The sequence below is a fragment of the Enterobacter cloacae complex sp. 394F7 genome (assembly GCF_057320385.1).
In genome coordinates this window covers 50432-75035 of the sequence record NZ_JBXWCS010000012.1, presented here as the reverse complement: position 1 = coordinate 75035, position 24604 = coordinate 50432, and the positions used below count along the sequence as shown (strand labels likewise).

General features: G+C 56.3%; 16 protein-coding genes. 2 read left to right on the top strand and 14 right to left on the bottom strand.

Annotated features, from left to right (window positions below):
* Positions 1 to 213: 213 nt before the first annotated feature.
* The 14 genes from der to AC2FAK_RS17530 all read right to left on the bottom strand — a co-directional run bounded on the left by der (position 214) and on the right by AC2FAK_RS17530 (position 21353).
* A complete protein-coding gene (gene der / locus AC2FAK_RS17595; protein WP_029882245.1) occupies positions 214 to 1689 on the bottom strand; it encodes a ribosome biogenesis GTPase Der in 1476 nt (491 codons plus the stop codon).
* A 112-nt stretch (positions 1690 to 1801) separates the two neighbouring features.
* Positions 1802 to 2980: an outer membrane protein assembly factor BamB gene (gene bamB / locus AC2FAK_RS17590; RefSeq protein WP_029882244.1), complete on the bottom strand. Its 1179-nt coding sequence runs from the start codon at positions 2978 to 2980 to the stop codon at positions 1802 to 1804.
* A gap of 10 nt (positions 2981 to 2990) precedes the next feature.
* The gene (locus tag AC2FAK_RS17585) at positions 2991 to 3611 is read right to left on the bottom strand and encodes a YfgM family protein (protein ID WP_095455411.1); all 621 of its coding nucleotides are present in this window, start codon (positions 3609 to 3611) and stop codon (positions 2991 to 2993) included.
* A gap of 13 nt (positions 3612 to 3624) precedes the next feature.
* On the bottom strand, positions 3625 to 4899 hold the full coding sequence (hisS, locus tag AC2FAK_RS17580) for a histidine--tRNA ligase (RefSeq protein WP_013098276.1): 1275 nt from the start codon (positions 4897 to 4899) through the stop codon (positions 3625 to 3627).
* Positions 4900 to 4980: 81 nt separating this feature from the next.
* Positions 4981 to 6099 (bottom strand): flavodoxin-dependent (E)-4-hydroxy-3-methylbut-2-enyl-diphosphate synthase, encoded by a 1119-nt coding sequence (gene ispG, locus AC2FAK_RS17575; RefSeq protein WP_029882243.1) that lies wholly within the window; start codon positions 6097 to 6099, stop codon positions 4981 to 4983.
* A 26-nt stretch (positions 6100 to 6125) separates the two neighbouring features.
* On the bottom strand, positions 6126 to 7139 hold the full coding sequence (rodZ, locus tag AC2FAK_RS17570; protein ID WP_095455410.1) for a cytoskeleton protein RodZ: 1014 nt from the start codon (positions 7137 to 7139) through the stop codon (positions 6126 to 6128).
* Between the two features lie 291 nt (positions 7140 to 7430).
* Positions 7431 to 8597, bottom strand: coding sequence for a dual-specificity RNA methyltransferase RlmN (gene rlmN, locus AC2FAK_RS17565; RefSeq protein WP_013098279.1), 1167 nt, complete (start codon positions 8595 to 8597; stop codon positions 7431 to 7433).
* A 169-nt stretch (positions 8598 to 8766) separates the two neighbouring features.
* Positions 8767 to 9198 carry a nucleoside-diphosphate kinase gene (gene ndk / locus AC2FAK_RS17560; RefSeq protein ID WP_003860625.1) on the bottom strand — a complete coding sequence of 144 codons (432 nt, stop codon included), beginning with the start codon at positions 9196 to 9198 and terminating at the stop codon, positions 8767 to 8769.
* A gap of 124 nt (positions 9199 to 9322) precedes the next feature.
* A complete protein-coding gene (locus AC2FAK_RS17555; RefSeq protein ID WP_058678266.1) occupies positions 9323 to 10198 on the bottom strand; it encodes a 4Fe-4S binding protein in 876 nt (291 codons plus the stop codon).
* The gene (locus AC2FAK_RS17550; RefSeq protein ID WP_095455409.1) at positions 10198 to 10986 is read right to left on the bottom strand and encodes a dimethyl sulfoxide reductase anchor subunit family protein; all 789 of its coding nucleotides are present in this window, start codon (positions 10984 to 10986) and stop codon (positions 10198 to 10200) included. The genes AC2FAK_RS17555 and AC2FAK_RS17550 overlap by 1 nt, the downstream gene beginning before the upstream one ends.
* Entirely contained in the window at positions 10979 to 11608 is a 630-nt protein-coding gene (locus AC2FAK_RS17545; protein ID WP_095455408.1) for a DMSO/selenate family reductase complex B subunit, read from the bottom strand. The genes AC2FAK_RS17550 and AC2FAK_RS17545 overlap by 8 nt, the downstream gene beginning before the upstream one ends.
* Positions 11605 to 13983 (bottom strand): DMSO/selenate family reductase complex A subunit, encoded by a 2379-nt coding sequence (locus tag AC2FAK_RS17540; protein WP_095455407.1) that lies wholly within the window; start codon positions 13981 to 13983, stop codon positions 11605 to 11607. Before AC2FAK_RS17540 ends, AC2FAK_RS17545 begins: the two co-directional genes overlap by 4 nt.
* Before the next feature lie 88 nt (positions 13984 to 14071).
* Entirely contained in the window at positions 14072 to 16399 is a 2328-nt protein-coding gene (gene pbpC, locus AC2FAK_RS17535; protein WP_095455406.1) for a peptidoglycan glycosyltransferase PbpC, read from the bottom strand.
* 1 nt (position 16400) lies between these two features.
* Positions 16401 to 21353 carry an alpha-2-macroglobulin family protein gene (locus tag AC2FAK_RS17530; RefSeq protein ID WP_095455405.1) on the bottom strand — a complete coding sequence of 1651 codons (4953 nt, stop codon included), beginning with the start codon at positions 21351 to 21353 and terminating at the stop codon, positions 16401 to 16403.
* A 274-nt stretch (positions 21354 to 21627) separates the two neighbouring features.
* On the opposite strand from AC2FAK_RS17530, the gene AC2FAK_RS17525 reads away from it, so the two are divergent.
* Together AC2FAK_RS17525 and AC2FAK_RS17520 are read left to right on the top strand one after the other, a co-directional pair.
* Positions 21628 to 23172, top strand: coding sequence for a PTS transporter subunit EIIC (locus AC2FAK_RS17525; RefSeq protein ID WP_095455404.1), 1545 nt, complete (start codon positions 21628 to 21630; stop codon positions 23170 to 23172).
* A 12-nt stretch (positions 23173 to 23184) separates the two neighbouring features.
* Entirely contained in the window at positions 23185 to 24552 is a 1368-nt protein-coding gene (locus AC2FAK_RS17520; RefSeq protein WP_095455403.1) for a 6-phospho-alpha-glucosidase, read from the top strand.
* The last annotated feature ends 52 nt before the right edge of the window (positions 24553 to 24604 follow it).

Sequence of the window (24604 nt, the reverse complement as noted above, 5' to 3'; positions counted from 1 at the left end):
GCACGTATACCTAGCAATCTACTGGTACATCTAAAAGTGTACCCAAAAGCGTAAAGGTGTACCCAAAACGACATAACAGCATGCTGGGTACACCTCTTTGTACACCTAAAGGATGCACTTTCCTGTACTCTTATGATAGCCCCTAAAAACAAAAAAGCCCGAAATATTCGGGCTTTAGGATGCTTATGATAGCTAGCAATTTACGATGAAAGCTTATTTGCTTTTCTTGATGTGCTTAATCAAACGCTTACGCTTACGCATCTGGTTTGGCGTCAGGGTGTTGCGCTTGTTGGCAAACGGGTTATCCCCTTCCTTGAACTGGATACGGATAGGGGTGCCCATCACGTCCAGCGATTTACGGAAGTAGTTCATCAGATAACGCTTGTAGGAATCCGGCAGGTCTTTCACCTGGTTGCCGTGAATCACCACGATTGGCGGGTTATAACCACCGGCGTGGGCGTATTTCAGCTTCACGCGACGGCCACGTACCAGCGGCGGCTGATGGTCTTCTGCTGCCATGTTCATGATGCGGGTCAGCATAGCGGTGCTCTGACGACGGGTGGAGCTGTCATACGCTTCACGCACGGAGTCGAACAGGTTACCCACACCGCTGCCGTGCAGCGCAGAGATAAAGTGCACGCGAGCAAAGTCGATGAAGCCCAGACGGAAGTCCAGCGTCTCTTTCACCTGCTCACGAACTTCATTGCTCAGGCCATCCCATTTGTTCACCACGATAACCAGTGAGCGCCCACTATTGAGGATAAAGCCGAGCAGCGACAAGTCCTGATCGGAGATACCTTCACGCGCGTCGATAACCAGCAGCACAACGTTGGCATCTTCAATCGCCTGCAGGGTTTTGATGACGGAGAATTTCTCCACCACATCGGTGATTTTTCCGCGCTTACGCACGCCCGCAGTGTCGATGAGCACATACTCACGCTCATCACGCTCCATCGGGATGTAGATGCTGTCACGGGTGGTGCCAGGCATGTCGTATACCACCACACGCTCTTCACCCAGAATACGGTTAGTAAGCGTAGACTTACCAACGTTTGGACGCCCCACAATGGCCAGTTTAATCGGCAGATCCTGTGGGTTGAATGTCTCTTCAGGCTCTTCTTCTTCGCCTTCTTCACCGTCTTCGAACTGCGCCCAGTATGCCGCGTCTTCGTCCACCTCTTCCGGCGGGTTCACTTCGTCAACCCACGGCAGCAGAACGGTTTCCAGCAGGCTGGTCACGCCGCGGCCATGCGATGCGGCGATCGGGTAGATATCACCCAGACCTAAAGACCAGAAATCGGCGATCGCCTGATCGGCATCGATACCATCAGTTTTGTTCGCCACCAGGAAGGTCGGTTTTTCACGCGAACGCAGATGTTTAGCAATGGCGGAATCCGCAGGCATCAGGCCAGCACGGGCATCCACCATAAACAGCACCACGTCTGCCTCTTCGATGGCCAGCAGAGACTGCTCCGCCATGCGGGTTTCAACGCCGTCTTCTGTCCCGTCGATACCACCGGTATCAATACAGATGAACTCGCGTCCTTCCACCTCTGCACGACCGTACTTACGGTCACGCGTCAGCCCCGGGAAATCCGCAACCAGCGCATCACGGGTGCGTGTTAAACGGTTAAAAAGAGTGGATTTTCCAACGTTAGGGCGCCCGACAAGCGCGACCACAGGTACCATGTTTGAAGCCTCATAAAATTCAAAATAACGTCGCTTTCGCAGCGTTTTTAAAAATGTCAAAACGGCTCCTGAGTGAACAGGAGCCGTTTAGTATACTACAACCGCCGGGCAATTAACGCGTGATCGCGTACAGCGTGCCGTCTTTTGCCTGAATCAGCAGTTTGCCGTCAGCCACAACCGGGTCGGTGAGGAAGCCAGAGCTGTCGACTTTTTGCTGCGCAGTAAAGCGGCCCGTCTCCGGATCGATCCAGTGCATGTAGCCTTCGCTATCACCCACCACCAGGCTACCGTTGTACAGCGCCGGTGCGGTCAGCAGACGGTGCAGCAGATCGCTTTGCGTCCACAGCGTCACGCCGCCATCGGTGCTCAGCGCCAGCAGACGGTCGTTCTGGTCAACCATATAGATACGGTTACCATCAACAATGAAATCATTCACTGAGCCCAGTTCACGTTTCCACATGATCTGGCCACTGCGCAGATCGAGCGCGGTCAGGTTGCCGTTGTACGCCAGCGCATAAACCACACCGTTGACGATAACAGGCGTCGTGTCGACGTCGTTCAGACGGTCGATTTCAGTTGACCCCGTCGCCTGAGAGATACGCTGCTGCCAGATCATCTGACCTTGCTGCATCAGCACCGCGCTCACGCGACCGTTATCGCCACCCACAATGGCAGCACCAAAGGCTGTCGCCGGAGCAGATTCGCCGCGCAGGGAGAGTGATGGCATATCCAGGTTGACGGTCCACTTCACCAGACCATCGGCTTCATTCAGCGCCTGCAGCTGGCCGTTGCTGGTGTGGATCAGCACCAGGCCGTCGCTCACCACCGGACGAGACAGAGACTCACCGGCAACCGTGGTTTGCCAGGCAACAGAACCGTCGCTGGTGTTCAGGGCATAGACCTGTGCTTTTTCGCTTCCCACGTATACGTGACCACCGGCAACGGTCAGGCCGCCAGACAGCAGTGCAGGTTTACGGGAGAACCAGCCGTCTTTTTCCGCCAGGTTAACGGACCACACTTCTTTTCCGTCATCGGCGTTAAGCGCTTTTACGGTACCTTTACGGTCAGCCGCATAGATAACGCTGTCAGCAAAAGCCGGGTGCAGGTTGGAATAGAAATCACCAATTCCATCCCCCACGGAAGTACTCCACGCGGTTGACGGGGTAAACTGGTTTTCAACCGTCGGCAGCGGGGACATTTTCACAACGTCTTCTTCGCCACTGAACAGTGAACAGCCACTCAATAACGTAACAGAAAGCAGTCCTGGCAGAAGTAATTTACGCAATTGCATCGGGTCCCTCTCAGACGGACAAATTATTTATTTTCATCTGCATCATTTCGCTCAGCGCAGGGGATGCATTGCTATCTACACCAGCTTGCCACGCTTTACGCGCGCCCGCTTTATCACCTTTGCTCAGTAGTGCTTCACCGCGCAGATCGGCAACGATGGCAGCAAAACCTTCGCCTTTGATGGTATCGAGCGTTTTCAGCGCTTCATCAGCTTTTTTCTGCTGAACCTGGATACGGGCCAGGCGCAGATTGATAACCGCTTTCAGGTTGTCATCGCTGGCGGCTGCAAGCCCCTGCGACAGCTGGGCAGCCGCTTTATCCAGTTCGTTCTTATCAATGTACTGCTGAGCCACTTCCAGCGCGGCCAGCGCACCGTAGGTGTTTTTGTTGTCAGCGGCAAATTTCTCTGCTGCCGTCAGCGTTTGCGGCTGATCGGCACGAATGGCGCTCACGATATTTTCATAGGACAGAGACGCGCCGCGCGCGGAATCCGCCTGATGATTGTTCCAGTAGCGCCAGCCAATCAATGCACCTACACCTAAAATCACCCCAACAACCAGCGCTTTGCCGTTTTCAGCAAAGAAGCGTTTGATCGCGTCGACCTGGTCGTGTTCGTTCTCGTAAATTTCCACGCAGTCCTTCTCCTTAGCCCAATAGAGTGCGCAAGTGCGCCGCAACGCCGTCCTGCGTTACCGTTGTCTGCTCACCAGAGCGCAGGTCTTTCACTACCACTTCGCCGTTGGCCACTTCGGACTCACCCAGCACCAGTGCAATACTTGCGCCCCACTTATCGGCACGAGCAAACTGTTTTTTGAAGTTGCCGCCGCCATGGTTGGTCATCAGCTTAACCTCCGGCAGTGCATCGCGCACGCGTTCAGCAAGCTGCATCGCCGCAGACTGCGTTTCCGCGCCTGAGGCCACCAGGTATATATCGACAACGGAATCTGCTTTAAATTCCGGATTAACTGCCTGAACCAGCAAAACAAGTCGCTCAAGGCCCATTGCGAAGCCAACCGCAGGCGCGGCACGGCCGCCAAGCTGCTCAACCAGACCGTCATAACGGCCGCCAGCACACACGGTGCCCTGCGAACCGAGGCTGGTGGTAACCCACTCAAACACGGTACGGTTATAGTAGTCCAGACCGCGCACCAGGCGCTGATTAACGGTATAGGCAATGCCTGCTGCTTCGAGCAGTTTGCAAAGACCAGCAAAGTGTTCGCGAGACTCGTCGTCCAGATAATCGCCTAATGCAGGCGCATCGTTCAGCAGCGCCTGCACGTCCGGATTTTTGGAATCAAGCACGCGCAGCGGGTTGCTGTACATACGACGTTTGCAGTCTTCGTCCAGCTTCTCTTTGTGCTCTTCAAGGAATGCCACCAGCGCATCGCGGTAGTTGGCACGCGCTTCCAGAGAGCCGATAGAGTTCAGCTCCAGAGAGACGTGCTCAGAGATGCCCAGCGCACGCCACCAGCGGGCGGTCAGCATGATCAGCTCAGCGTCAATGTCGGGGCCTTGCAGGCCAAACACTTCCACACCCAGCTGGTTGAACTGGCGATAACGACCTTTCTGCGGACGTTCGTGGCGGAACATCGGGCCGATATACCACAGGCGCTGCTCCTGATTGTACAGGAGACCATGTTCGATGCCGGCGCGTACGCAGCCCGCCGTACCTTCAGGACGCAGCGTCAGGCTGTCGCCGTTGCGGTCCTCAAAGGTGTACATCTCTTTTTCAACCACGTCGGTCACTTCGCCGATCGCGCGTTTGAATAACGGGGTCTGCTCTACAATCGGCAAACGGATTTCGCTGTAACCGTAGCTGCCGAGCACCTGTTTCAGTGTGCCTTCAATGCGCTGCCAGATGGCGGTTTCGCCAGGCAGATAATCGTTCATGCCGCGGATGGCTTGAATGTTTTTTGCCACGTTTATTCTCTTTCTATATACAAAAAAGAACCCAAAGAATGGGTTCAATCATACATGGGAAGCACTTCGCTTCCCATCACGTTATTTTTCAACCTGCTGAACGCTGATGCGCTGCGCTTCGTCCATCATCGACGCTTTGGCACGAATGCGCGCTTCAAGCTGGTCGATCATATCACTATTATCCAGACGATCTTTACGAACGCCATCTTCATAGAGACCACTTTTCTTGTTACCGCCGGTGACGCCCAGCGTTGACACCAGCGCTTCACCCGGGCCATTCACCACACAACCGATGATGGAGACGTCCATTGGGGTGATGATGTCTTCAAGACGTTGCTCCAGGGCATTCACGGTTCCGATGACGTCAAACTCCTGACGTGAACAGGTTGGACAGGCAATGAAGTTGATCCCACGTGCGCGGATACGCAGTGATTTCAGGATGTCGAAGCCAACTTTGATCTCTTCGACCGGATCGGCCGCCAGCGAAACGCGCAGGGTGTCGCCGATCCCTTCCGAGAGCAGCAGACCCAGGCCGATGGCTGATTTGACAGAGCCACTGCGCAGGCCACCCGCTTCGGTGATCCCAAGGTGCAGGGGCTGATCGATCTCCTTTGCCAGCAGACGATAGGACTCTACCGCCAGGAAGACATCGGAGGCTTTTACGCTGACCTTGAACTGATCGAAGTTAAGACGATCCAGATGATCAACGTGACGCATCGCGGATTCAAGCAGCGCCTGCGGCGTGGGTTCGCCGTACTTTTCCTGCAGATCTTTTTCCAGAGAACCGGCGTTCACGCCGATACGGATGGGGATGTTCTTATCGCGTGCGCAGTCCACCACCATGCGGATACGCTCTTCGTTACCGATGTTGCCTGGGTTAATACGCAGGCAGTCGACGCCGTATTCGGCAACTTTAAGCGCAATGCGGTAGTCGAAGTGGATGTCTGCAACCAGCGGCACACTGACCTGCTGTTTGATCAGTTTGAACGCCTCTGCGGCGTCCATGGTCGGCACGGAGACGCGAACAATGTCCGCGCCTACGCGTTCTAAGGCTTTGATTTGGTTGACCGTCGCTTCCACATCCGTGGTGCGCGTATTGGTCATCGACTGGACGGCGATAGGCGCCCCATCGCCGATTGGCACATTCCCAACGTAAATCCGTTTTGATTTTCTACGTTGAATCGGAGCCTGGTTATGCATGAAAAATCTCCCGCGTAGCCCGTCTGTTACTGTGCTGCTGATTGTTCGGCATTAACGGTAAGACGTGCAACCTGGTTAGTTCTGATAAAGCGGCTCAGATCGACAGGTTTTCCTTGATACTGGATCTGTACCGCTGCCGGAGCGCCGATTTTAAGTTTATACGGTGCCTGACCGGTTAGGTTTAACGTGCCATCTTTACGCTGCAGGCCGCTGAACAGTTTTTTACCTGTTGCGTCAGTGACTTCTAACCAGCAGTCAGCAGTGAAATTCATCACCAGCGCGTTAGGGTCAACCGCGGGCGTTGCGACACCGGCCTGATCGGTCGGCAGAGGTGCAGCGGTGTTCGCCGCCGGTGCGTTCGTTGCGGTATCCACAGGAGCCTGAGAAGGTGCAACCACCGCGTTTTGATCCTGCGCTGGAGCCTGCGTCTGAGGCGCTGACGTGTTAGCCGTTGCCACTGGGGTCTGCGCAGCGTCGGTAGCTGGCGTATCGGTCGTCGCGGTTTGTGGCTCGCTGGACGTTGCCGCGCTTTCATTGCTCAGTGGAACGCTCTGCGCGTTACCGTTTCCGGCCTGGTTAAGTTCGGCAGAGGATTGATCGGCCATCGTGGTGATCTCTTCCTGCTGCGCCTTGTGGTTTTGCCACCACCATGCGCCGGTCAGGCCGACCACCACAAACAGCACCAGCCAGGTGAAGCTCATCAGCCAGCCATCACGTTTTTTACGACGTTTGCCCAAAGAGAAGCTCTGCATCGGTGCAACTTTGGCTGCACGAACCGGTGCCTGCTTCTCCATCATTGGCAGTAATTCGTCTTCGGGGATGTGCACCAGTTTTGCGTAAGAGCGGATATACCCGCGCAAGAATGTTGAAGCCAGATCGGCAGGTGCCTTATCTTCTTCAATATCGCGAACCGTGGAAACCTTCAGGCACAAGCGTTCTGCAACGGCTTGCTGGCTGAGTCCGAGTTGTTCACGGGCGTTGCGAAGACGAACGCCAGTGGAGAGTGCTTCATGTTGGTCGTGAGTGGCTTCAGTATTCATTCGCTACAACTACTGGTACGTGAAAAATAAGGGTTCAGGTGCCGGTGAGTCACAATGCCACCCGCACCGCGAAACTTCTGGTCAGTTAACCTTGAACAGTCAGTATAAGACTGTCAGCCCGGAGATGACAGTGCGCCCTGCCCGTGAAGCTAAACTGTTGTTACGTCGTTACATACTGCCCGAAAGTCGTATGAAACGCACCGTAATTATTACTCAGTCATCACGAATCTGACTGATTATTCAGTCAGATTATGCTTCACGGCGCAATAATGCGCCGTGATTGCATAATAATCAAACAGCTTTGACCGCAATCGTCTCGCCCTGCATGCGTTTACGCAGGGTACGTTTGGTTCGGTCAATCACATCACCCGCCAGCTGACCGCATGCGGCATCGATATCATCACCACGGGTTTTACGCACGATGGTGGTGAAACCGTACTCCATCAACACCTTCGAGAAACGGTCGATACGGCTGTTCGAGCTGCGGCCATACGGCGCTCCCGGGAACGGGTTCCATGGGATCAGGTTAATTTTGCACGGCGTATCTTTCAGCAGTGCAGCCAGTTCATGCGCATGCTCGGTACCGTCGTTCACGTGGTCGAGCATCACGTACTCGATGGTTACGCGGCCCTGGTTGGCGTTGGATTTTTCCAGGTAGCGACGCACCGCCGCCAGGAAGGTTTCGATATTGTACTTTTTGTTGATCGGCACAATTTCGTCGCGGATTTCATCGTTTGGCGCATGCAGAGAGATGGCCAGCGCCACATCAATCATGTCGCCCAGCTTATCCAGAGCCGGAACCACGCCTGATGTAGAGAGCGTCACGCGACGTTTGGAGAGGCCAAAACCGAAATCGTCCAGCATGATTTCCATTGCCGGAACCACGTTAGTCAGGTTCAGCAGCGGTTCACCCATCCCCATCATCACCACGTTGGTAATGGGGCGGGTTCCGGTCACTTTCGCCGCGCCAACGATTTTCGCGGCACGCCAGACCTGGCCAATGATTTCCGATACACGCAGGTTACGGTTAAAACCTTGCTGCGCGGTTGAGCAGAATTTGCACTCCAGCGCACAGCCAACCTGAGAAGAGACGCACAGCGTGGCGCGATCGTCTTCCGGGATATACACGGTTTCAACACGCTGATCGCCAACGGCAATCGCCCATTTGATGGTGCCATCTGAAGAGCGTTGTTCTTCCACCACTTCCGGTGCGCGGATTTCAGCCACTTCTTTGAGCTTGTTGCGCAGCACTTTGTTGATGTCAGTCATGTCATCAAAGTTGTCGCTGCAATAGTGGTACATCCATTTCATGACCTGATCGGCACGAAACGGCTTCTCGCCCAACTCTTTAAAGAACTCGCGCATCTGCTGACGGTTCAGATCCAGCAGGTTAATTTTTCCATTTTTATTTGGAACCGCAGGCGTGGCGACTTCGGAGGTATTCACTAATTCAGACATAATATTTTCCGGCCTCGTTGTTACACGTTATGGCCCATGGAGGGTTGAAAAGAAACGCCCCGGAAAGCGTTCTGCTCGTCCGGGGCGTTGCATTGTACAAAGTCTGGCGCAGGGATGCCACGTTTGCACGTGGCATTTACGAAAATAATGTGTAAACGAAACCGTTAAATTAACGGGTACGTGGACACACTTCGCCTTCTGCGAAGAAGAAAGCGATTTCGCGCGCTGCAGATTCAACAGAGTCAGAACCGTGGGTGCCGTTCTCGGTGAAGCTGTCAGCGTAGTCAGCGCGCAGCGTACCTGCCAGCGCGTTATCCGGGTTGGTTGCACCCAGCAGGTCACGGTGACGCTGTACCGCATTTTCGCCTTCCAGCACGGATACCACGATCGGGCCAGAGGTCATGAACTCAACCAGACCGTCAAAGAATGGGCGACCTTCATGCTCAGCGTAGAAACCGCGAGCCTGCTCAACGGTCAGATGCAGCATTTTGGTGCCAACGATCTTAAACCCTGCTGATTCAAAGCGAGCGAAGATGCTGCCAATAACGTTTTTTGCCACCGCGTTTGGTTTGATGATGGAAAAAGTACGTTCAATAGCCATTGATAACCTCTGTAAAATGTTCTGTTGTTTTTGCATACCTGAGTATGGTGTGGCGCGGATTATAAAGAGCAATAGCGCCATTGCCTATGGTTATACATAACATTTTTTTAAAATGAGACGAAGATTAGCAACAGGACAGATTTCGCATCCCATAGTGATGGTGGAAACAGAGCGGGCACTGCTTTTCTTCAGGCGTAAATGACCAGAACTGACGGCGGCACGTCTGGCAAATGGCCTCATATGCGGGCATGGTTACCGTTTTCGCTGTTCCCTCTGTTTGTGTCACTTTTATCGCCGCATGCTGGCAAACCGCTTCACAACCACCGCAACCGGTGCAATATTCGGTTTCCACCCTCAGACTGGCGTTCTCAAAACGAATCGCCTTTTCCTGACAGCTTCGCCAGCACGCCCCGCACAGCACGCACTTTCCGGCGTCGAGAGCGATCTCTGCCTCGCTAAACGCGGGAAAAGCCCTTCGCAACTCACGCAGGCCAGGCATGACGCGACAGGCACGAACATCCTCGCGGGGAACGTGCATTAGCGCACGGCGGGCGAGATTCACCTCGTTGTGCGGGATGAGCTTAAATGCCCACGCCGCTTCACCGCGTCGGCGAAGCGTAAGATTAAGCCGGGCAAGCGCCAGCAGCCAGTCAGGATGGTGCTCCACCTCAATACTGATAAAACGAACGCGGTATTGCGCGTGCCACAGTAGCAGCTCATTCACTCCAGGTGCGCGCTCCGCAAACGGCCCGACAAGCGTATCTCCACGCAAAAAGCGTTTTCGCGGTACGATGCCGGTAATGGCTCCGGCTGGGCAGACAAACAGGCAGTCACCGCATTCAATACATCGGCTGTCATCAATCAGAACGCCCGAGTCCGTAAAAGAGAACGCCTGCACAGGGCAAGCGTCCGCACAGGCGTGGCAGGAGGTATGGCGGAAACGGCGACGAACGCACGCATGCGTCACGTCCATCGCCGGGATAAGCGTTAATCCGGCCATCAGCCAATACTGAAGAAAACGAAGCGCAGCATTAGCTCACCCACAATCAGTAATGCGCTGCCCAGCAGCACCGGGCCTCGCGCGGCCTTCAGACCGCCCGCGGCAAAACACAGCATGCCCGCAACGGAAACGCACCAGCTCAACAGATGCACCGTGCGCAGTTGCTCCAGCATCCGTAACGGAGCGTGAGGGAATGTCACCACGGTGTTGTCCATGGCTGTAATGTCGGCCAGCCAGACGGGCTGCATCACCAGACGCACAAGCACCAGCAGCGTAATAATCACAACCGCCGCGCGCAGGTTAATCCGGGAAGGCGCCCCAACGGCCACGCAGGCTGAGCCAATGATTCCCACCGAGCCGATGAACAGCACCATCGTGTTGATGTGCTGCCAGGTGACAACCGACGTATGGATATAAATCTGCGCCATGCAGAACACGTCCACCAGCCCGACAAGACCCGCCACCGCCAGAAGCGGCTTCCAGCCTGGTTTTTTCGCGAACATCAGCAGCGTCGCAAGACCAAGCGCCGCAAGGTAAAGGCTGGCAAATACAATCTCACGGCTCAGCCAGGAGCTGGATACGTGGCGCAGCGCGTTGAGAGCATTGAGCGGGTAGCCCATATGCAGCGCCGAGGCGAGCAGCCCCAGGCAGGCCAGCACGAATGCCCCGGCAGCAGGCAGCAGCGCGTTACGCGGCGAAGCCTGCGCGTCTCCAAGCGCCAGCCAGAGCGTAACGCCTACCGATCCCTGAAGGAACAGGGTAAAAATCAGCAACGGTAACTCATGCATGACGTGTCCCCTCTTTCTCTGCGCCCTGATGTGCTTTGATCACCAGGTTAGGTTTGGTGATGGAGGAATCAGGCAATCCCTTCACGTCACAGACCACACCGTATTTCGCCCGAAGTTCATCAATCGGCCCGAATTTGATCGCTTCAAGGGGACAGGTTGCCACGCAGACAGGCTGTTCGCCTTTCGCCTGCAGATCCACGCAAAAATCGCATTTGGACATCTGCCCGGTCTGCTCGTTGAGCTGCGGCGCGCCATAGGGGCATGACCACGCACAGTATCCACAGCCGACGCACTTATCCGTATCGACGCGCACGATGCCGTCACCCGGACGCTTATGCATCGCGGTGGTCGGGCAGTTTTTGGCGCAGACAGGATCCGCACAGTGGTTGCAGGAGACAGAGAGTGTGTAGGCAAAAACGTTATTGCTGACGCCGCCCTGGCCGGTTGGGATGAAATTCCCGCCGTTGATTTCGTACACGCGACGGAAACGACGCCCGGGTTCAAGGTTGTTTTTATCTTTGCATGCCACCTGGCAGGCCTTGCAGCCCGAGCAGCGGGATGAGTCGATATAGAAGCCCAGCTGTTTGTCGCTCACCGGCGCGTAGTGTTTAAACTGACTCATGCTTTTGCTACCTCCACCAGCATGGTTTGATGAGAATTCCCTTTCGCAAGTGCGGTAATGCGGGCGGAGCTGAGCACGTTCGCGCAGCCACCTTTATCAATGCCCCGCTCGTCCGGCTGCCACCAGGCGCCAGCTTGCATGGCAACAACGCCAGGAATGATGCGCGGCGTGACTTCGGCCGGGATTTCACATATCCCCCGTGCATTGTGAATACGCACGGTATCTCCCTGCGCAATACCGCGTTTTTGCGCGTCCTGTGGGTTAATCCATAACTTTTGCTGTTGAACCTCAAGCAGCCATGGGTTGGCATACTGAGTGGAGTTGGCGCGGTTTTTCCCCTTCCAGGTAATGAGCTGTAACGGGAACGTCTTCGCCAGTTCATCCTCCGGTCCTTCATGGGCTGGCACGTAATGCGACAGCGCAGGGATTTCCGGGTGATGCATGTCGTAAAGACGCTTCGAGAAGATCTCAATTTTTCCGGATGGCGTCGGGAAAGGATGATTTTGCGGGTCCCGAATATTGTCCTCAAAAGCGACATACGGTGCGCTTTTGAAGAGATGTTGCCGCGTCTTTTGCAGCGTCGCGAAGTCAGGCAAGTTTTCCTCTGGCATCGCCAGGCGTGTCTGCTCCCATATGTGTTCAATCCACGCCTTTTCATCCCGCCCCTGGCTGAAGGCCGGTTCGATACCCAGCTTAGCGGCTACTTCGCGCAGCCAGTCATAGTCTGAACGGCGTTCAAATTCGGGTTTGATCAGCTTTTCCGAGAGGATCAGATAGCTTGCGGTCCCCCAGGTTTCACCGATATTCCAGCGTTCCATAAAGCTGGTTTCCGGCAGCAGAAGATCGGCATAGTGGGCACTCGGCGTCATGAAGAGATCGCTTGCCACGATGAACTGAATTTTCGACTCGTCTTCCAGTACCCGTGTCGCCTGGTGCAGATCGGGGTTCTGGTTAGCAAGATAGTTACCCGCCAGAGAAAACAGAATGCGGATATTACTGTCGAGCTTTTCAGCATCCTTCAGGCCGACATCCGGTGTGACCTGTGAGGCATCGTCAGCGGCCTGAACCCAGTTCATCACCGATATTTTTGCTTTGACCGGGTTATCCGGCATGTCAGGACCGACCGCAAATTTCCGGTTGGCACAACCACCATATCCTGCAGCCCACCCACCTTTTACGCCAACATTGCCCGTCAGCGTTGCCAGCAGCGTAGAGCCACGCGCGGTGCGTTCGCCGCAGTTGTGGCGCTGTGGACCCCAGCCCTGAATTAACGCGGCAGGTTTTGTTGTGGCATAGTCGCGTGCCAGCTGCCGGATGGTCTGCGCTGGCACATGGGTAATTTGCTCTGCCCATTCGGGAGTTTTCACCACTCCATCTTTCGCACCGGTCAGATAGGCGACAAGAGACTCGTTGGCGGGCACACCTTCAGGCATTGAGGCTTCATCGAAGCCCAGCGTATAGCGCTGAATAAATTCGCGATCGTGCAGGTTTTCCGTGACGATAACGTACATCATCGCGTCCATCAGCGCGTTATCGGTCGTCGGTAATAAGGGGATCCATTGATCGGCAAGGGATGAAACGGTATCTGAATAGCGTGGATCGACCACGATAAAACGCGTGCCGTTTTGCTTCATCCTCTGGAAATAGTGGTTGCTGTGACCAAAAATGGTCTCCGTTGGGTTATGACCCCAGAGGATCACCAGCCGGGTATCCTGCAGTGTATCCAGCGAACTGCCGCTGGCGGCGGTGCCGTAGGTGTAAGGCGTCGCGGCAGCTGTATTGCCCATACTGACCGAATGATAGCTTTCAAGGTATCCGCCGGTTAAGTTGAGCAAACGACGGACCATCTTATCCCCGGAAAAGGTGCCCCCGGAAACCGCCGTACCCACATGAACATAGCGCGAGGCTGCGCCATATTGTTGCGTGATCGTTTTTAACCGTTCGGCAATAAGCGTGGTAGCTTCATCCCACGAAATACGTTCAAATTTTCCTTCACCGCGCTTACCCACGCGTTTCATCGGATATTTTAAACGGTCAGGATGGTAAACAAATTTCCGGTAAGCCCGGCCACGAACGCAGGCGCGCATCACCGGCATTTGCGGATCCAGCTCATTATCCGGGCGCGTGGAAATTCGGGTCACCACGCCATCGTTGACGTGGGCCCGAATATCACACTTCCCCCCGCAGTCAAATGTGCTGCAGGTCTGAATAATGTTTTCCGCAGGCTCGTCTTGTGCGGCGGTGCCTTCACTCGCTTCTGCTTTGCCTACGCGGGCGACAAACGGCAGGGCAGCAAGCGCCGACCCGGCCTGGATAAACTGACGTCGGGATACAGCGGGTAAAAGGCCGTCTCCCTGGCTTTTTATTTTTGTCATTGCTCATTCCTTCAAATAAAAACGCATTCTCGTTTTTTCGCAGGAACGAACATTGATTATTATCAAGCTAATTAATAGGGAGTAGGGGTTAGCGGCTTAATTCAAAATTAAGCGTAGCCAATTTCCCGGCCTCATCCATTGCAACTAATTGATATTTACCGGGCAAAGATAACTGCATTGAAAAATTCCGATTTTTATGTTCGAGAGGCTCGCCATTTAAAAACCACCATCGCTGCCCTTCTCCCCCGCTGGTCGTGACGGAAATTGTCACATTGTCCTCACCCGGAAGACGTTTAATGACCGCCCCCTCTCTGACACCCGAAATCATTAGCGGTGCCGCATTGTTATCATCCAGCGGTGGACAAACCGTTGAGGGTGCGGGAAGACGTGCCGCTCTTTTTTCTGCTGCAGGCAGCCACGGCTCCAGGGGTAGCGGCCAGACGTCCAGCACTTTCTCTGTGGCATCCGGGCAATCTGCCGCCACGCGTTTGCCAGTTTTATCCAGCCAGATCGGGAAACGGATCCCGCGGATGCCCTCCTGCTCCGGCAGCAACAGCGTCGGCGGCTCACTCCCTTCCAGCAGCCAGGTCGACAGGCGTCGACGGCAGTTTTCACTGCCCTCCGGCAAAGATTGCCCGCCAGGCCAGCAGATCACGCCTCGCCCGACGCTTTCCGGGCGCGGATCGCGTGGCAGGCGCGCTTCGTCTATCGTTGAGCGCGACTGAAGCAGGTTATTCACCTGATTTAACAGCGGCACGGCACTGGCAAAACCAAACTGTCCCGCCACGGGCGTGCCGTCCGGCCTTCCGGTCCAGATGCCAATCACGTAACGCGCATTCAGGCCAATGGCCCAGGCATCGCGATAGCCGTAGCTGGTGCCCGTTTTCCATGCCAGCGGCGCAACCTGCGGCAGTGCGTTATCCGGTAACGGTTGGGCTTCATTCGCCAGAATACGGCGAATAATCCAGGCCGAGCCGGGTGACAACAGCGGACGTTCAACCAGCGTATCACCTGGCTGTAAGCGCAGCCTTCCCGCTTTACCGTGGCGGGCAAAAGCGCTGTAGGCAGCAGTAATATCTGCCAGCCGCGCTCCCGCCCCGCCCAGGATCAACGACAGATTTGGCTGCGCCCCCGCAGGCAAAATAAGCGGCAACCCTGCGTTGCTGAGCATGCCGGCAAAACGCTTAGGCCCGTACGCCTCCAGCACCTGCACGGCAGGCAGATTAAGGGAGCGCACCAGCGCTTCGCTCATGCTCACCGGCCCATGGAATCCGCTGTCAAAGTTACCGGGACGATAATCACCGGTTTTCCTGGGGACATCCTGAAGCAGCGAAGCGGGATGGATCAATCCATCGTCGAGCGCCATACCGTAGATAAAAGGTTTCAGTACCGATCCCGGGGATCGGATCGCATTCACCATATCCACATGGCTGAAGCGGGTGTCATCGTTAATATCCACCGAACCGACCCAGCCGCGCACTTTCATATTGGTATGATCCACGACGATCATCGCCAGCGAACTGCGCGCCGGCAGGCGGGATTTCCAGTTCATTGCCAGCTCTTCCAGCTGCCGTTGTAAGGCGGCATCCAGAGTGGTGACAATTTTGGTATCACGGCTTTTTCCCAGCATCATACGTGCGAAGAGCGGCGCCAGCTGGGGCATCTGCCGGGGAGCCAGCCATACCGGCTCTTCACGGGATTCGTTAACCTGTCGGGCTGACCAGACGCCCTGCGTTACCATCCGGTCGAGCACTTTGTTGCGCGCCGCTTCCGCCCGCGCCGGCCAGCGGTCCGGGCGTAAACGGCTGGGGGCCTGAGGTAGCACCGCCAGCAGGGCCGCTTCGGAATAGCTGAGCTGTGATGGCGGTTTACCCAGATAGGTCCAGCTTGCAGCACCTATTCCCTGGAGCGTCCCGCCAAACGGGGCGCGGTTAAGGTAGAGGGTGAGGATCTCGCGCTTGGAGAGGTGCCATTCAAGCTGTATCGCCCGCCAGAGTTGACGAATTTTACCGCCAAAGGTACGCGGATGCGGATCCAGCAGACGCGCAACCTGCATGGTCAGCGTGCTGCCCCCGGAGACAACCTTACCGGACGTCAGATCCTGCCAGGCGGCGCGCAGCACAGAGAAAGGATTCACGCCTGGATGCTCCCAGAACCAGCGATCTTCATACTGGATCAGGGCCTCAAGATAGCGAGGAGAGACCTCTTCAATCGTGACCGGATAACGCCAGATCCCTTCGCTGTCGGCAAAACGCCAGAGCGGCGTGCCCTTCTCATCCACCACCACCCGGGCGGGGTTAACCTCTTTCAGCGGCAACGGCCAGAGGCGGTCGGCGGCAACGATCAGCCCCCATAAAATGAGAAGCGCCCCCGCCAGCCACAGCCAGCGGGAGCGTATCAGACGTGCAACTGACATATTACGGTACAACAATCAGCGGGCCACTGGCCGCACCCGTTGCCCGCCACTGCGGAACATACATGGACTCCACCAGCGGCACCGGTACCTGGTACGTTCCCGGCGTCACGGCGCGCGCCAGATAAACCAGCGTAACCGGCTGCCCTTCGTTTACCGGCACTGCGGCCACAAAGCGGTCGTCGCGGAACTCCATATGCTGAATATCCGCCTGCTGCATCTGGCTAAGCAGGTTCTGCACTTCGCTGCCGCTGTCCTGCAGGCTGGCGCTGCTGCTTGCCAGGTTCTGGTTCTCCAGCTCCAGACCCGCCGGGAGGAGATCCACCACCAGCGCATCCGGCACGTTCTGGCTGGCCTTCACTTCCAGCCATACCAGCACCAGCTCACCGCTCTTCAGCGAAGAGAGCGATTTCGAACTGCCGTCGGTTGCCAGAATATGGCGTTCAATCTGCAGAACATTCGAGGATGGCTGAGGAGCTGAGTCCGGGTAACCGGTGCTATCCAGACGCACCCAAAGCGGTGCCGTGCCGGTGTTGGTCACCTGCAGCGCACCAAGCTGATCGCCATTCATATTCTGCACCAGCGCCTTGTCACCGCTCAATGCGCTACCCGAGAGTGAGGTTTCCGCCTGCCATGCTCCGGACAGAGTTTGTAGCGAACGTCCGGCCAGGAACAGCGCGTTACTCTCCTGTGTTGACAGCCAGCGCTGGCTGAAGGCCTGTTCAGACAGGGCATTCAGCAGCCTATTTTGCGCATCAGGCAGCAGCTTATACTCCTCCAGAAGGGAGAGCATCAGCGCGTTATCACGAAGCGCGCTACCGTAATCCGCCATCCAGTTTCTGCTGTCGTTGCGCGGCGTTTTGAGGGCCAGATCCAGCGCCTGCTGGCTGCGCGGGGCATCCCCCATCAGTTTGAGTGCCATACCGAGCTGCATCAGCGGCAGACCGGAAGCCGCCTGCCCGTGACGATCCCAGATTTCACGCAACGCACCCAGCGGGGCTTTTTGCTGGCGCGCCAGTACCAGTGCGGCATAGGCCTGCACGGCAAATTTGCTGGCCTGGGTATCGTCGCTGTAGCGGATGGACATCATGCCCGGATCCTGCAGGTAGCGGAGCAGTCGGCTATTGGCATTATTGACCGCATCCGTCGGCACGCTGTAGCCCTGCTCACCGGCACGCACCAGGAAGTCAGTGACATAGGCAGTCAGCCAGTACTCTTCCGGACCGTTTTTATCCCAGAGCGCAAAACCACCGTCGTCACGCTGCATCTGCAGCAGGCGGGAGATGCCAATATCAATGGCAGCACGACGCTTGTCGTCCGTGTCGCCTTTAATGCCAAGCGCCTTCAGCTGTGACGCGTTGGTATAGAGCGACGGGAACAGGCCACTGGTGGTTTGTTCAAGACAGCCATAAGGATATGCCTGCAGCTCACGGATATAGCGCGCCAGATTAAGCGGCGGTTTGCCGCTAAGCAGCAGTTGTCCCTGCAATGTAGCGGGAGAGAAGCCGTTGATATGCTGCCCTGGCGCAGTCCAGGACTCACCCGGGTTGAGCATGGCCCCGGTATTCACCGTCTGCGCCGGGAACGCAGGACGGACGCCGATTTTCCAGCTCTTCTGCTGCGGAGCGAAGGCCTCGCCAGGCAGCTGAAGTCCTGTTACCTGCGCCGTCACTTCGCCGTCACCGTAACCTTCCAGTGCACGCACCGGAATAAACAGCGTGCTGCGCGCACCCGGTGGCAGTTTGACAGGCTGCGGCTGCGCCCCTTCCAGCGACAGCTTGCCGGTCGCGGTTAAGGCCACATTTAGCGTTTGCGGCCGATCGGTCAGGTTAGTGAGATCCAGTGTCAACCGTGAGGTATCGCCGCTTGCCAGGAAGCGCGGCGTATTAAGCTCGGTAATGACCGGCGCGGCCACAATCACTTTGCTTTCGCTGCTGCCGAAATCCTCTTCCGTCCAGGCCTGCGCCATCAGACGCAGCTCACCGTTGAAGTCTCCAATTGGCAGGGTGATGGACCCTTCACCATTCGCATCAAGCGTCACTGGCTGTGCCTGCTGGGCAATAATGGTGACATGGTTCACCGGCGGCTTACCGCCGCGTTTAAGCTCATCGCCGTCACCACCAAAACGCAGCGCGGCCATACGTCCCTGGCCTTCAATCACCTGGCCGTAGATATCGTAGATATCCGCGCCATAGCGCTTCTGACCAAAGAAGGCCTGCCACGGATCCGGCGTGACGTAATCAGTAATGTTCAGCACGCCGCTGTCCACCGCGGAGACCAACACGTTCACTTTTTGTGGTACCGGGCCCTCTTTCACGCTGGCTTTTACCTTCACGGAAAGCGTCTGGTTAGGGCGCATTTTCTGCGGGTTATCCAGCGCGATATTCAGACGGCGATTTTCATCCCCCATCGGCAGATGCAGCAGGCCAACCGCCCGCTTCGGCGTGGCGGATTTGGATTTATCGCCAGGGCGAACCACAAGCGTGCTGAGATAGAGGTCGTGGCGTTTCCAGGCTTTGTCTACCGGAATAGACAGATCCAGTCCGTTGGCCGGGACGTCGATCTCTTTCCACCACAGCGGCCCTTCGCTGGATTCAATCATCGCATAGCCTTTACCTGCGGCAGGTGCGGCGATATGCAACTGGATGGTGTCACCCGGCTGGTAAGAAGGCTTATCCAGTTTCAGGGTCACGCGGTCGGGGCGCGCGGCTCCCGTGCCGTCACTGTTATCCTGCCAGCTGTACCCGGCCCAGAAACGCACGCTGCTGACCATGTCATCAGGCGCTTTCACTTCCAGACGATAGGAGCCCCACTCTACAGGGAACGTCACTTTACCCGTTTCATCGGCCTTGAGGGTCAGCTCCTGCTCGCCTTCAATGAGATCTTTTTGATCAAACTGGGACTGCCAGCCATCGCTTTCTGACCAGTTCCAGTAGTAGTCGCGGCGTTCGCGGATCAGGCGCACCTGTAACCCGGAAACAGCCTTTTTCGCCCCACTGGCATCGGCATAGACAATGTCGAAACTGGCGTTGCCGTTTTCATCGACGATAGGCTGGTTAACGGTGGTATCGGTGCGGTAATCATACACCGCCTTGCTGGCGAACTGAGGACGAATACCCGGTAATTCGGCTGCTGGCCAGATAGCCTGTTCAGCACGACGCGTCACCGGACGACCGCCTGATTCCAGCAGGCTGGCCTGCAGGATCAGCTGAAGCGGAGAGTGCACCTCTTTCCACTGGCTTTCTGTAGAGACCTGCCCACGCCCCTGTTCATCAAGCGTAAGCTGCACTTCATCCAGGCTGCGACTCAGGTTGTCTTCGGCGATATCGCCAAACTGGAAGCCAGGCAGCGCCGGAACCGCTTCACGCAGTGGACGCAAAAAGAGCTGCCCCTGCAGGGCATTACCGTTGGCCGGTGCGCCGTACAGGTAATATCCCACCACGTTAAAGTCGACGTTATCCTGCGGTGAAACCGGCGTTTTTTGTCCGCTCAGATTCAGCGCCATACGCTCTGGCATAAAATCTTCGACATGGAAGTCCCACAGACGCTGCTGGTTATCGCCCGTATTGGCGCGGATATGCCACATGCCGGTTTGTGCCCCGCTGTCCAGCGGATAGTTAAAGCGATAGAGACCATTCTCCGGCTGGACGACGACGGTACGCGCTACCTGCCCGTCCGGGCGAAGCACATCCAGCTTCACCGGCTGCGCGGGCAGCGGTTTACCGTCGCTGTCGCGCAGTAAGCCGTTCAGGATCACCGTTTCGCCTGGGCGATAGAGGTCACGCGGGCCAAACATAAAGAATTGCTTGCTGTAACCCGGGCTACCGGCAATGTCGAACTCCGCCAGATCGAGTGCCGGCAGCTTGAGGTCAAGCAGCGTAGTCTGGCCATCTTTACTGGCAAGGATCAGCGCGGCTTCTTTGTCAGTTTCGAGCTTTGCATGGCCGTCGGCATCGCTGTTCGCCTCAGCCAGGGTCTGCCCTTTATCGTTTAACAGCGTGACGGTTACGCCGGATTGCGCCGCACCGTTTTCCAGGCTCTGGGTGAAGATATCGAGACGGTTATGATAACGGTGAGCGGACAGCCCAATATCGCTTAAGGTGAAGAGCGTGGCGGCATTGCTGTAGTTGTAGTGCCCTGCCTGATTCATCACTGCGATATAGACGCCCGACTGCTGGAGCGGCTTGATATCTTTCAGCGGCAGCAGCAGTTTTTCACGCGTGTTGCGTGCCGGGTTAAGATCGAAACGACCGGTATAAACCAACTCGGCCATCTTCAGCAGATTGTCAGATTCCCAGTTGGTCAGCGAGTTACGGTATTCCCACTGGCTGACGAATGAAGCCAGCGACTCCGGTTTCACGCGATAAAAGTTCACGTCCACGTTATTGACGTTGAGCGCCATGACAGGCAAGCCTTCCACCACTTTACCCGGCAGCAGTGACCCGCGGCTGGCGAAGCCGACCGTCGGCTCTACATCCCGGGTGGTCAGGGCTTTTTCGTAGTCGATGCCAAAAGTCGCTTTGTTTAACGCCTGCAGATCGCGTTCCACGGTGACGACCAGATTGCGGTTAGGCTCCAGATGGCGCAGACGAAGCTCTTTCAGGTTCGGCGCCAGTTCCCACGCCCCGTCAACCTTGCCGCTTTTCTTATCCACAACATGCACGGTTTTCGAGAAATCCTGATCCGGATTCAGTGGAACAGAGAATGTCAGCACCAGCGTGGCGGCGCCGTCCAGCTGCACTTCAGAGGCATCAAGCAGAGTGAGCGCTTTGCCCTGACTTTGTGCCGCCAGTTTTGCCAGCTTGTCAGCGTCTGGCTTTTCGGCCGCTTTTGGTGTGGTTGCTGTAGATGCCGCGGGAGCCGCAGCCTGAGGTTTATCGTCGCTGTTATCACAGCCGACAAGCGTAAACGTGGTGAGTAGCGCAAGAGAGAGCGCGGCTAAGCGAAACGGTTTCATCCTTTGTCCCTGGCCCATGGAGCCTGTTGGTCGTCTTCCGGATAAGTATTATCCGCAAGTTTCGTTAATACAAAAAGTCCATTTTTAGGATCTGGAAGGCGGCTCGCATCGTCAACGTGGTGATGTTACGCCGATCACAACGTCAAACGTCACATGTTACCTTTCACGTCATTTGTTTTTAAAACAAGAAGATAGCTGGATAAGCTCGCCGGAAGCCTGCTAGTTTTAAGCTCAAGACGCACCCCGAGTGCGCGGTTCAATAAGAGAGAAAGCCATGAAACGAGCCGTGAACGCCCTACAAAATTTCGGAAAATCATTGTACGGACCGGTACTTATTTTACCGATCGTTGGTCTGTTTATCGCCTTTGGCAATGTGCTGGGCAATGGCAACCTGGCCGAGTATCTGCCGTTTCTCGGCCATCCGCTGATCCAGAATATCGGCCAGCTGATCGCCAAATCTGCCGTGTCGGTGCTGGTTAACCTGGCCCTGGTGTTTGCCGTCGGCATCCCGATTGGTCTGGCAACACGGGACAAAGGCTACGCGGCGCTGATTGGGCTGGTGACGTTTGTGGTGTTTATCAACGCCATGAACGTCACGCTACAGCTTCAGGGCGAACTGGCACCCGCAGCACAGATGAAAGCCGCCGGGCAGACCATGGTGCTGGGCGTTCAGGTGCTGGAGATGGGTGTGTTCGCCGGGATCCTGACCGGCGCGCTTTCCGGATACCTGTACAACAAATACTCCGACGTACAGTTTAACGGCGCGATGGCGATTTACTCTGGTCACTGTTTTGTCGCCATTGTGATGCTGCCCGTTTCCATGCTGCTCGGCGTAGTGATGAGCGAGCTGTGGCCGTTTGCCCAGCACGGCATTAGCGCAATGGCGCTTGCCATCAAAGGTTCTGGTCCGTTCGGCGTGGCGATCTACGGCTTCCTTGAGCGCATTCTGGTACCCACTGGTCTGCATCATCTGGTCTATACCCCGTTCCTGTATACCGAACTGGGCGGCACGCAAGAGGTGTGCGGTACGGTTTATCAGGGCGCGCGCAACATTTACTTCGCGGAGATGGCCTGTCCGGAGGTGAAACAGCTCAGCAGCACGGTGGTATGGGATGCGCGCGGCATCAGCAAGATGTTTGGCCTGCCGGCGGCGGCGCTGGCGATGTACATGACCGCAAAGCCGGAGCGTAAGGCGGCAGCAAAAGCGATTCTGATCCCGGCGGCGCTCACTTCGCTGCTGGTCGGCGTCACCGAGCCCATCGAGTTCTCCTTCCTGTTTGTCGCCCCGCTGCTGTTCGTGGTGCACGCGGTGCTGACGGGTATCGGGATGATGCTGTTCTCCCTGCTGGGTGTTCACGCCATCGGCGCTAACGGGATTATCGATTTTATTCTCTACAACCTGCCGCTCGGCACGGAGAAGTCCAACTGGCCGATGTACATCGTGGTCGGGCTGATCATGTTCGCCCTCTACTTCGTGGTGTTCCGCTTCCTGATCCTGCGTTTCAACATGAAAACGCCAGGGCGTGAAGATGAGGACCAGGAGACGCGCCTTTACAGCAAACAGGAGTACCAGGCGAAGGGCAATAACGACGGGCTGGGTGAATCCATCGTCGTCGGTCTGGGCGGCCGGGAAAATATTGAAGTGGTGGATAACTGCTACACCCGCTTACGTGTGACGGTGAAGGATGTCGCCATCATTGATGAGCCGCGGCTGAAAGCGACCGGCGCGAAAGGGATTATCAAACAAGGTAACAACGTTCAGGTGGTCTACGGGCTGCATGTCAAAAAAATGCGAGAAGCCGTTGAGACGTTTCTCTGAAAGGAGCTAAAGATGTTTACACCCCCATTCATTCTGTCGATTGCTGGCGGCGGTAGCACCTACACGCCAGGTATTGTGAAAAGCCTGATGGTGCGTCTGCAGGACTTCCCACTGGCCGAAATCCGCCTCTACGACATCGACGAGGCGCGTCAGAACACGATTGCCCCGGTGGTGGAAAAAGTGATCCGCGACCACAGCCAGAGCATCAGGTTTACCGTCACCAGTGACCCGGAAGTGGCCTTCAGCGGCGCACACTTCGTCTTCGCCCAGATGCGCGTTGGCCAGTATAAAATGCGCGAGCAGGATGAGAAGATCCCGCTGCGCCACGGCGTGGTTGGTCAGGAGACCTGCGGCCCCGGCGGGCTGGCTTACGGGCTGCGTACGATCCTGCCAATGGTCGAGCTTATCGATCTGGTGGATCGCTACGCGCATGAAAAAGCATGGATCGTAAACTACTCCAACCCGGCGGCAATCGTCGCAGAGGGGGTGCGTCGCCTGCGACCGAACGCCCGCGTGCTGAATATTTGCGATATGCCGGTTGCTGCAATGCGTAACATGGGGGCGATTCTGGGGGTTGATCGCCGCAAGCTGGAGGTGGACTACTTTGGGCTGAATCACTTCGGCTGGTTTACCCGTGTGTTGGTGGACGGCGAGGACAAGCTGCCGGAGCTGCGTAAACATATCGCGAAGTTTGGTCTGCTGACGGAAGATGCCGCCAAAACCGACCCGCAGCACTCCGATCCGTCGTGGGTGAAAACCTGGCGCAACATCAAGCCGATCATGGATAACTTCCCGGAGTATCTGCCGAACCCGTATCTGCAGTACTACCTGATGCCGAACCAGATTGTTGAGCATCAGAACCCGGACTACACCCGCGCTAACGAAGTGATGAACGGGCGCGAGAAAAAGCTGTTTGCCGCAGCCGAAGAATTTAAGCGTACCGGGATCCTGCCGGATGCCTTCCACGTTGGCGTTCACGGCGAGTTCATCGTCGATGTCGCCTGCTCGCTGGCCTTCAACCTGCGTAGCCGTCATCTGGTGATGGTTGAAAACCGCGGGGCAATTACCAATCTGCCGTACGATGCGGTCGTCGAGGTTCCCGCTTATATCACCTCTGAGGGGCCAGAGCCTGTCCGCGTGGGCCAGGTGCCGCTGTTCCATCAGACGCTGCTACAACAGCAGCTCGCCTCTGAACAACTGCTGGTGGAAGCAACCATTGAAGGGAGCTATGAGAAAGCGCTGCAGGCATTTACCCTAAACCGTACCGTGCCGACCATGGAGCACGCGAAAGCGATTCTGGATGAGATGATCGAGGCTAACCGCGAGTACTGGCCTGCGCTGCAAAAAGCCTGGCAGAACGGCGAAGCGGTGAAAAAATAGGGGCTTGCTCGCGAGTTGAACGTGGTTTGCTTGTCGGTGTCAGAAAAAACAC

Excerpts from the sequence above, each read along its gene's own strand:
- AC2FAK_RS17540 (WP_095455407.1), bottom strand. The coding sequence starts at position 13,983 with ATGACAAAAATAAAAAGCCAGGGAGACGGCCTTTTACCCGCTGTATCC.
- rlmN (WP_013098279.1), bottom strand. The coding sequence starts at position 8,597 with ATGTCTGAATTAGTGAATACCTCCGAAGTCGCCACGCCTGCGGTTCCA.
- ndk (WP_003860625.1), bottom strand. The coding sequence starts at position 9,198 with ATGGCTATTGAACGTACTTTTTCCATCATCAAACCAAACGCGGTGGCA.
- AC2FAK_RS17545 (WP_095455408.1), bottom strand. The coding sequence starts at position 11,608 with ATGAGTCAGTTTAAACACTACGCGCCGGTGAGCGACAAACAGCTGGGC.
- AC2FAK_RS17530 (WP_095455405.1), bottom strand. The coding sequence starts at position 21,353 with ATGAAACCGTTTCGCTTAGCCGCGCTCTCTCTTGCGCTACTCACCACG.
- bamB (WP_029882244.1), bottom strand. The coding sequence starts at position 2,980 with ATGCAATTGCGTAAATTACTTCTGCCAGGACTGCTTTCTGTTACGTTA.
- AC2FAK_RS17550 (WP_095455409.1), bottom strand. The coding sequence starts at position 10,986 with ATGCATGAGTTACCGTTGCTGATTTTTACCCTGTTCCTTCAGGGATCG.
- rodZ (WP_095455410.1), bottom strand. The coding sequence starts at position 7,139 with ATGAATACTGAAGCCACTCACGACCAACATGAAGCACTCTCCACTGGC.
- AC2FAK_RS17520 (WP_095455403.1), top strand. The coding sequence starts at position 23,185 with ATGTTTACACCCCCATTCATTCTGTCGATTGCTGGCGGCGGTAGCACC.
- AC2FAK_RS17525 (WP_095455404.1), top strand. The coding sequence starts at position 21,628 with ATGAAACGAGCCGTGAACGCCCTACAAAATTTCGGAAAATCATTGTAC.
- AC2FAK_RS17555 (WP_058678266.1), bottom strand. The coding sequence starts at position 10,198 with ATGGCCGGATTAACGCTTATCCCGGCGATGGACGTGACGCATGCGTGC.
- der (WP_029882245.1), bottom strand. The coding sequence starts at position 1,689 with ATGGTACCTGTGGTCGCGCTTGTCGGGCGCCCTAACGTTGGAAAATCC.
- ispG (WP_029882243.1), bottom strand. The coding sequence starts at position 6,099 with ATGCATAACCAGGCTCCGATTCAACGTAGAAAATCAAAACGGATTTAC.
- pbpC (WP_095455406.1), bottom strand. The coding sequence starts at position 16,399 with ATGTCAGTTGCACGTCTGATACGCTCCCGCTGGCTGTGGCTGGCGGGG.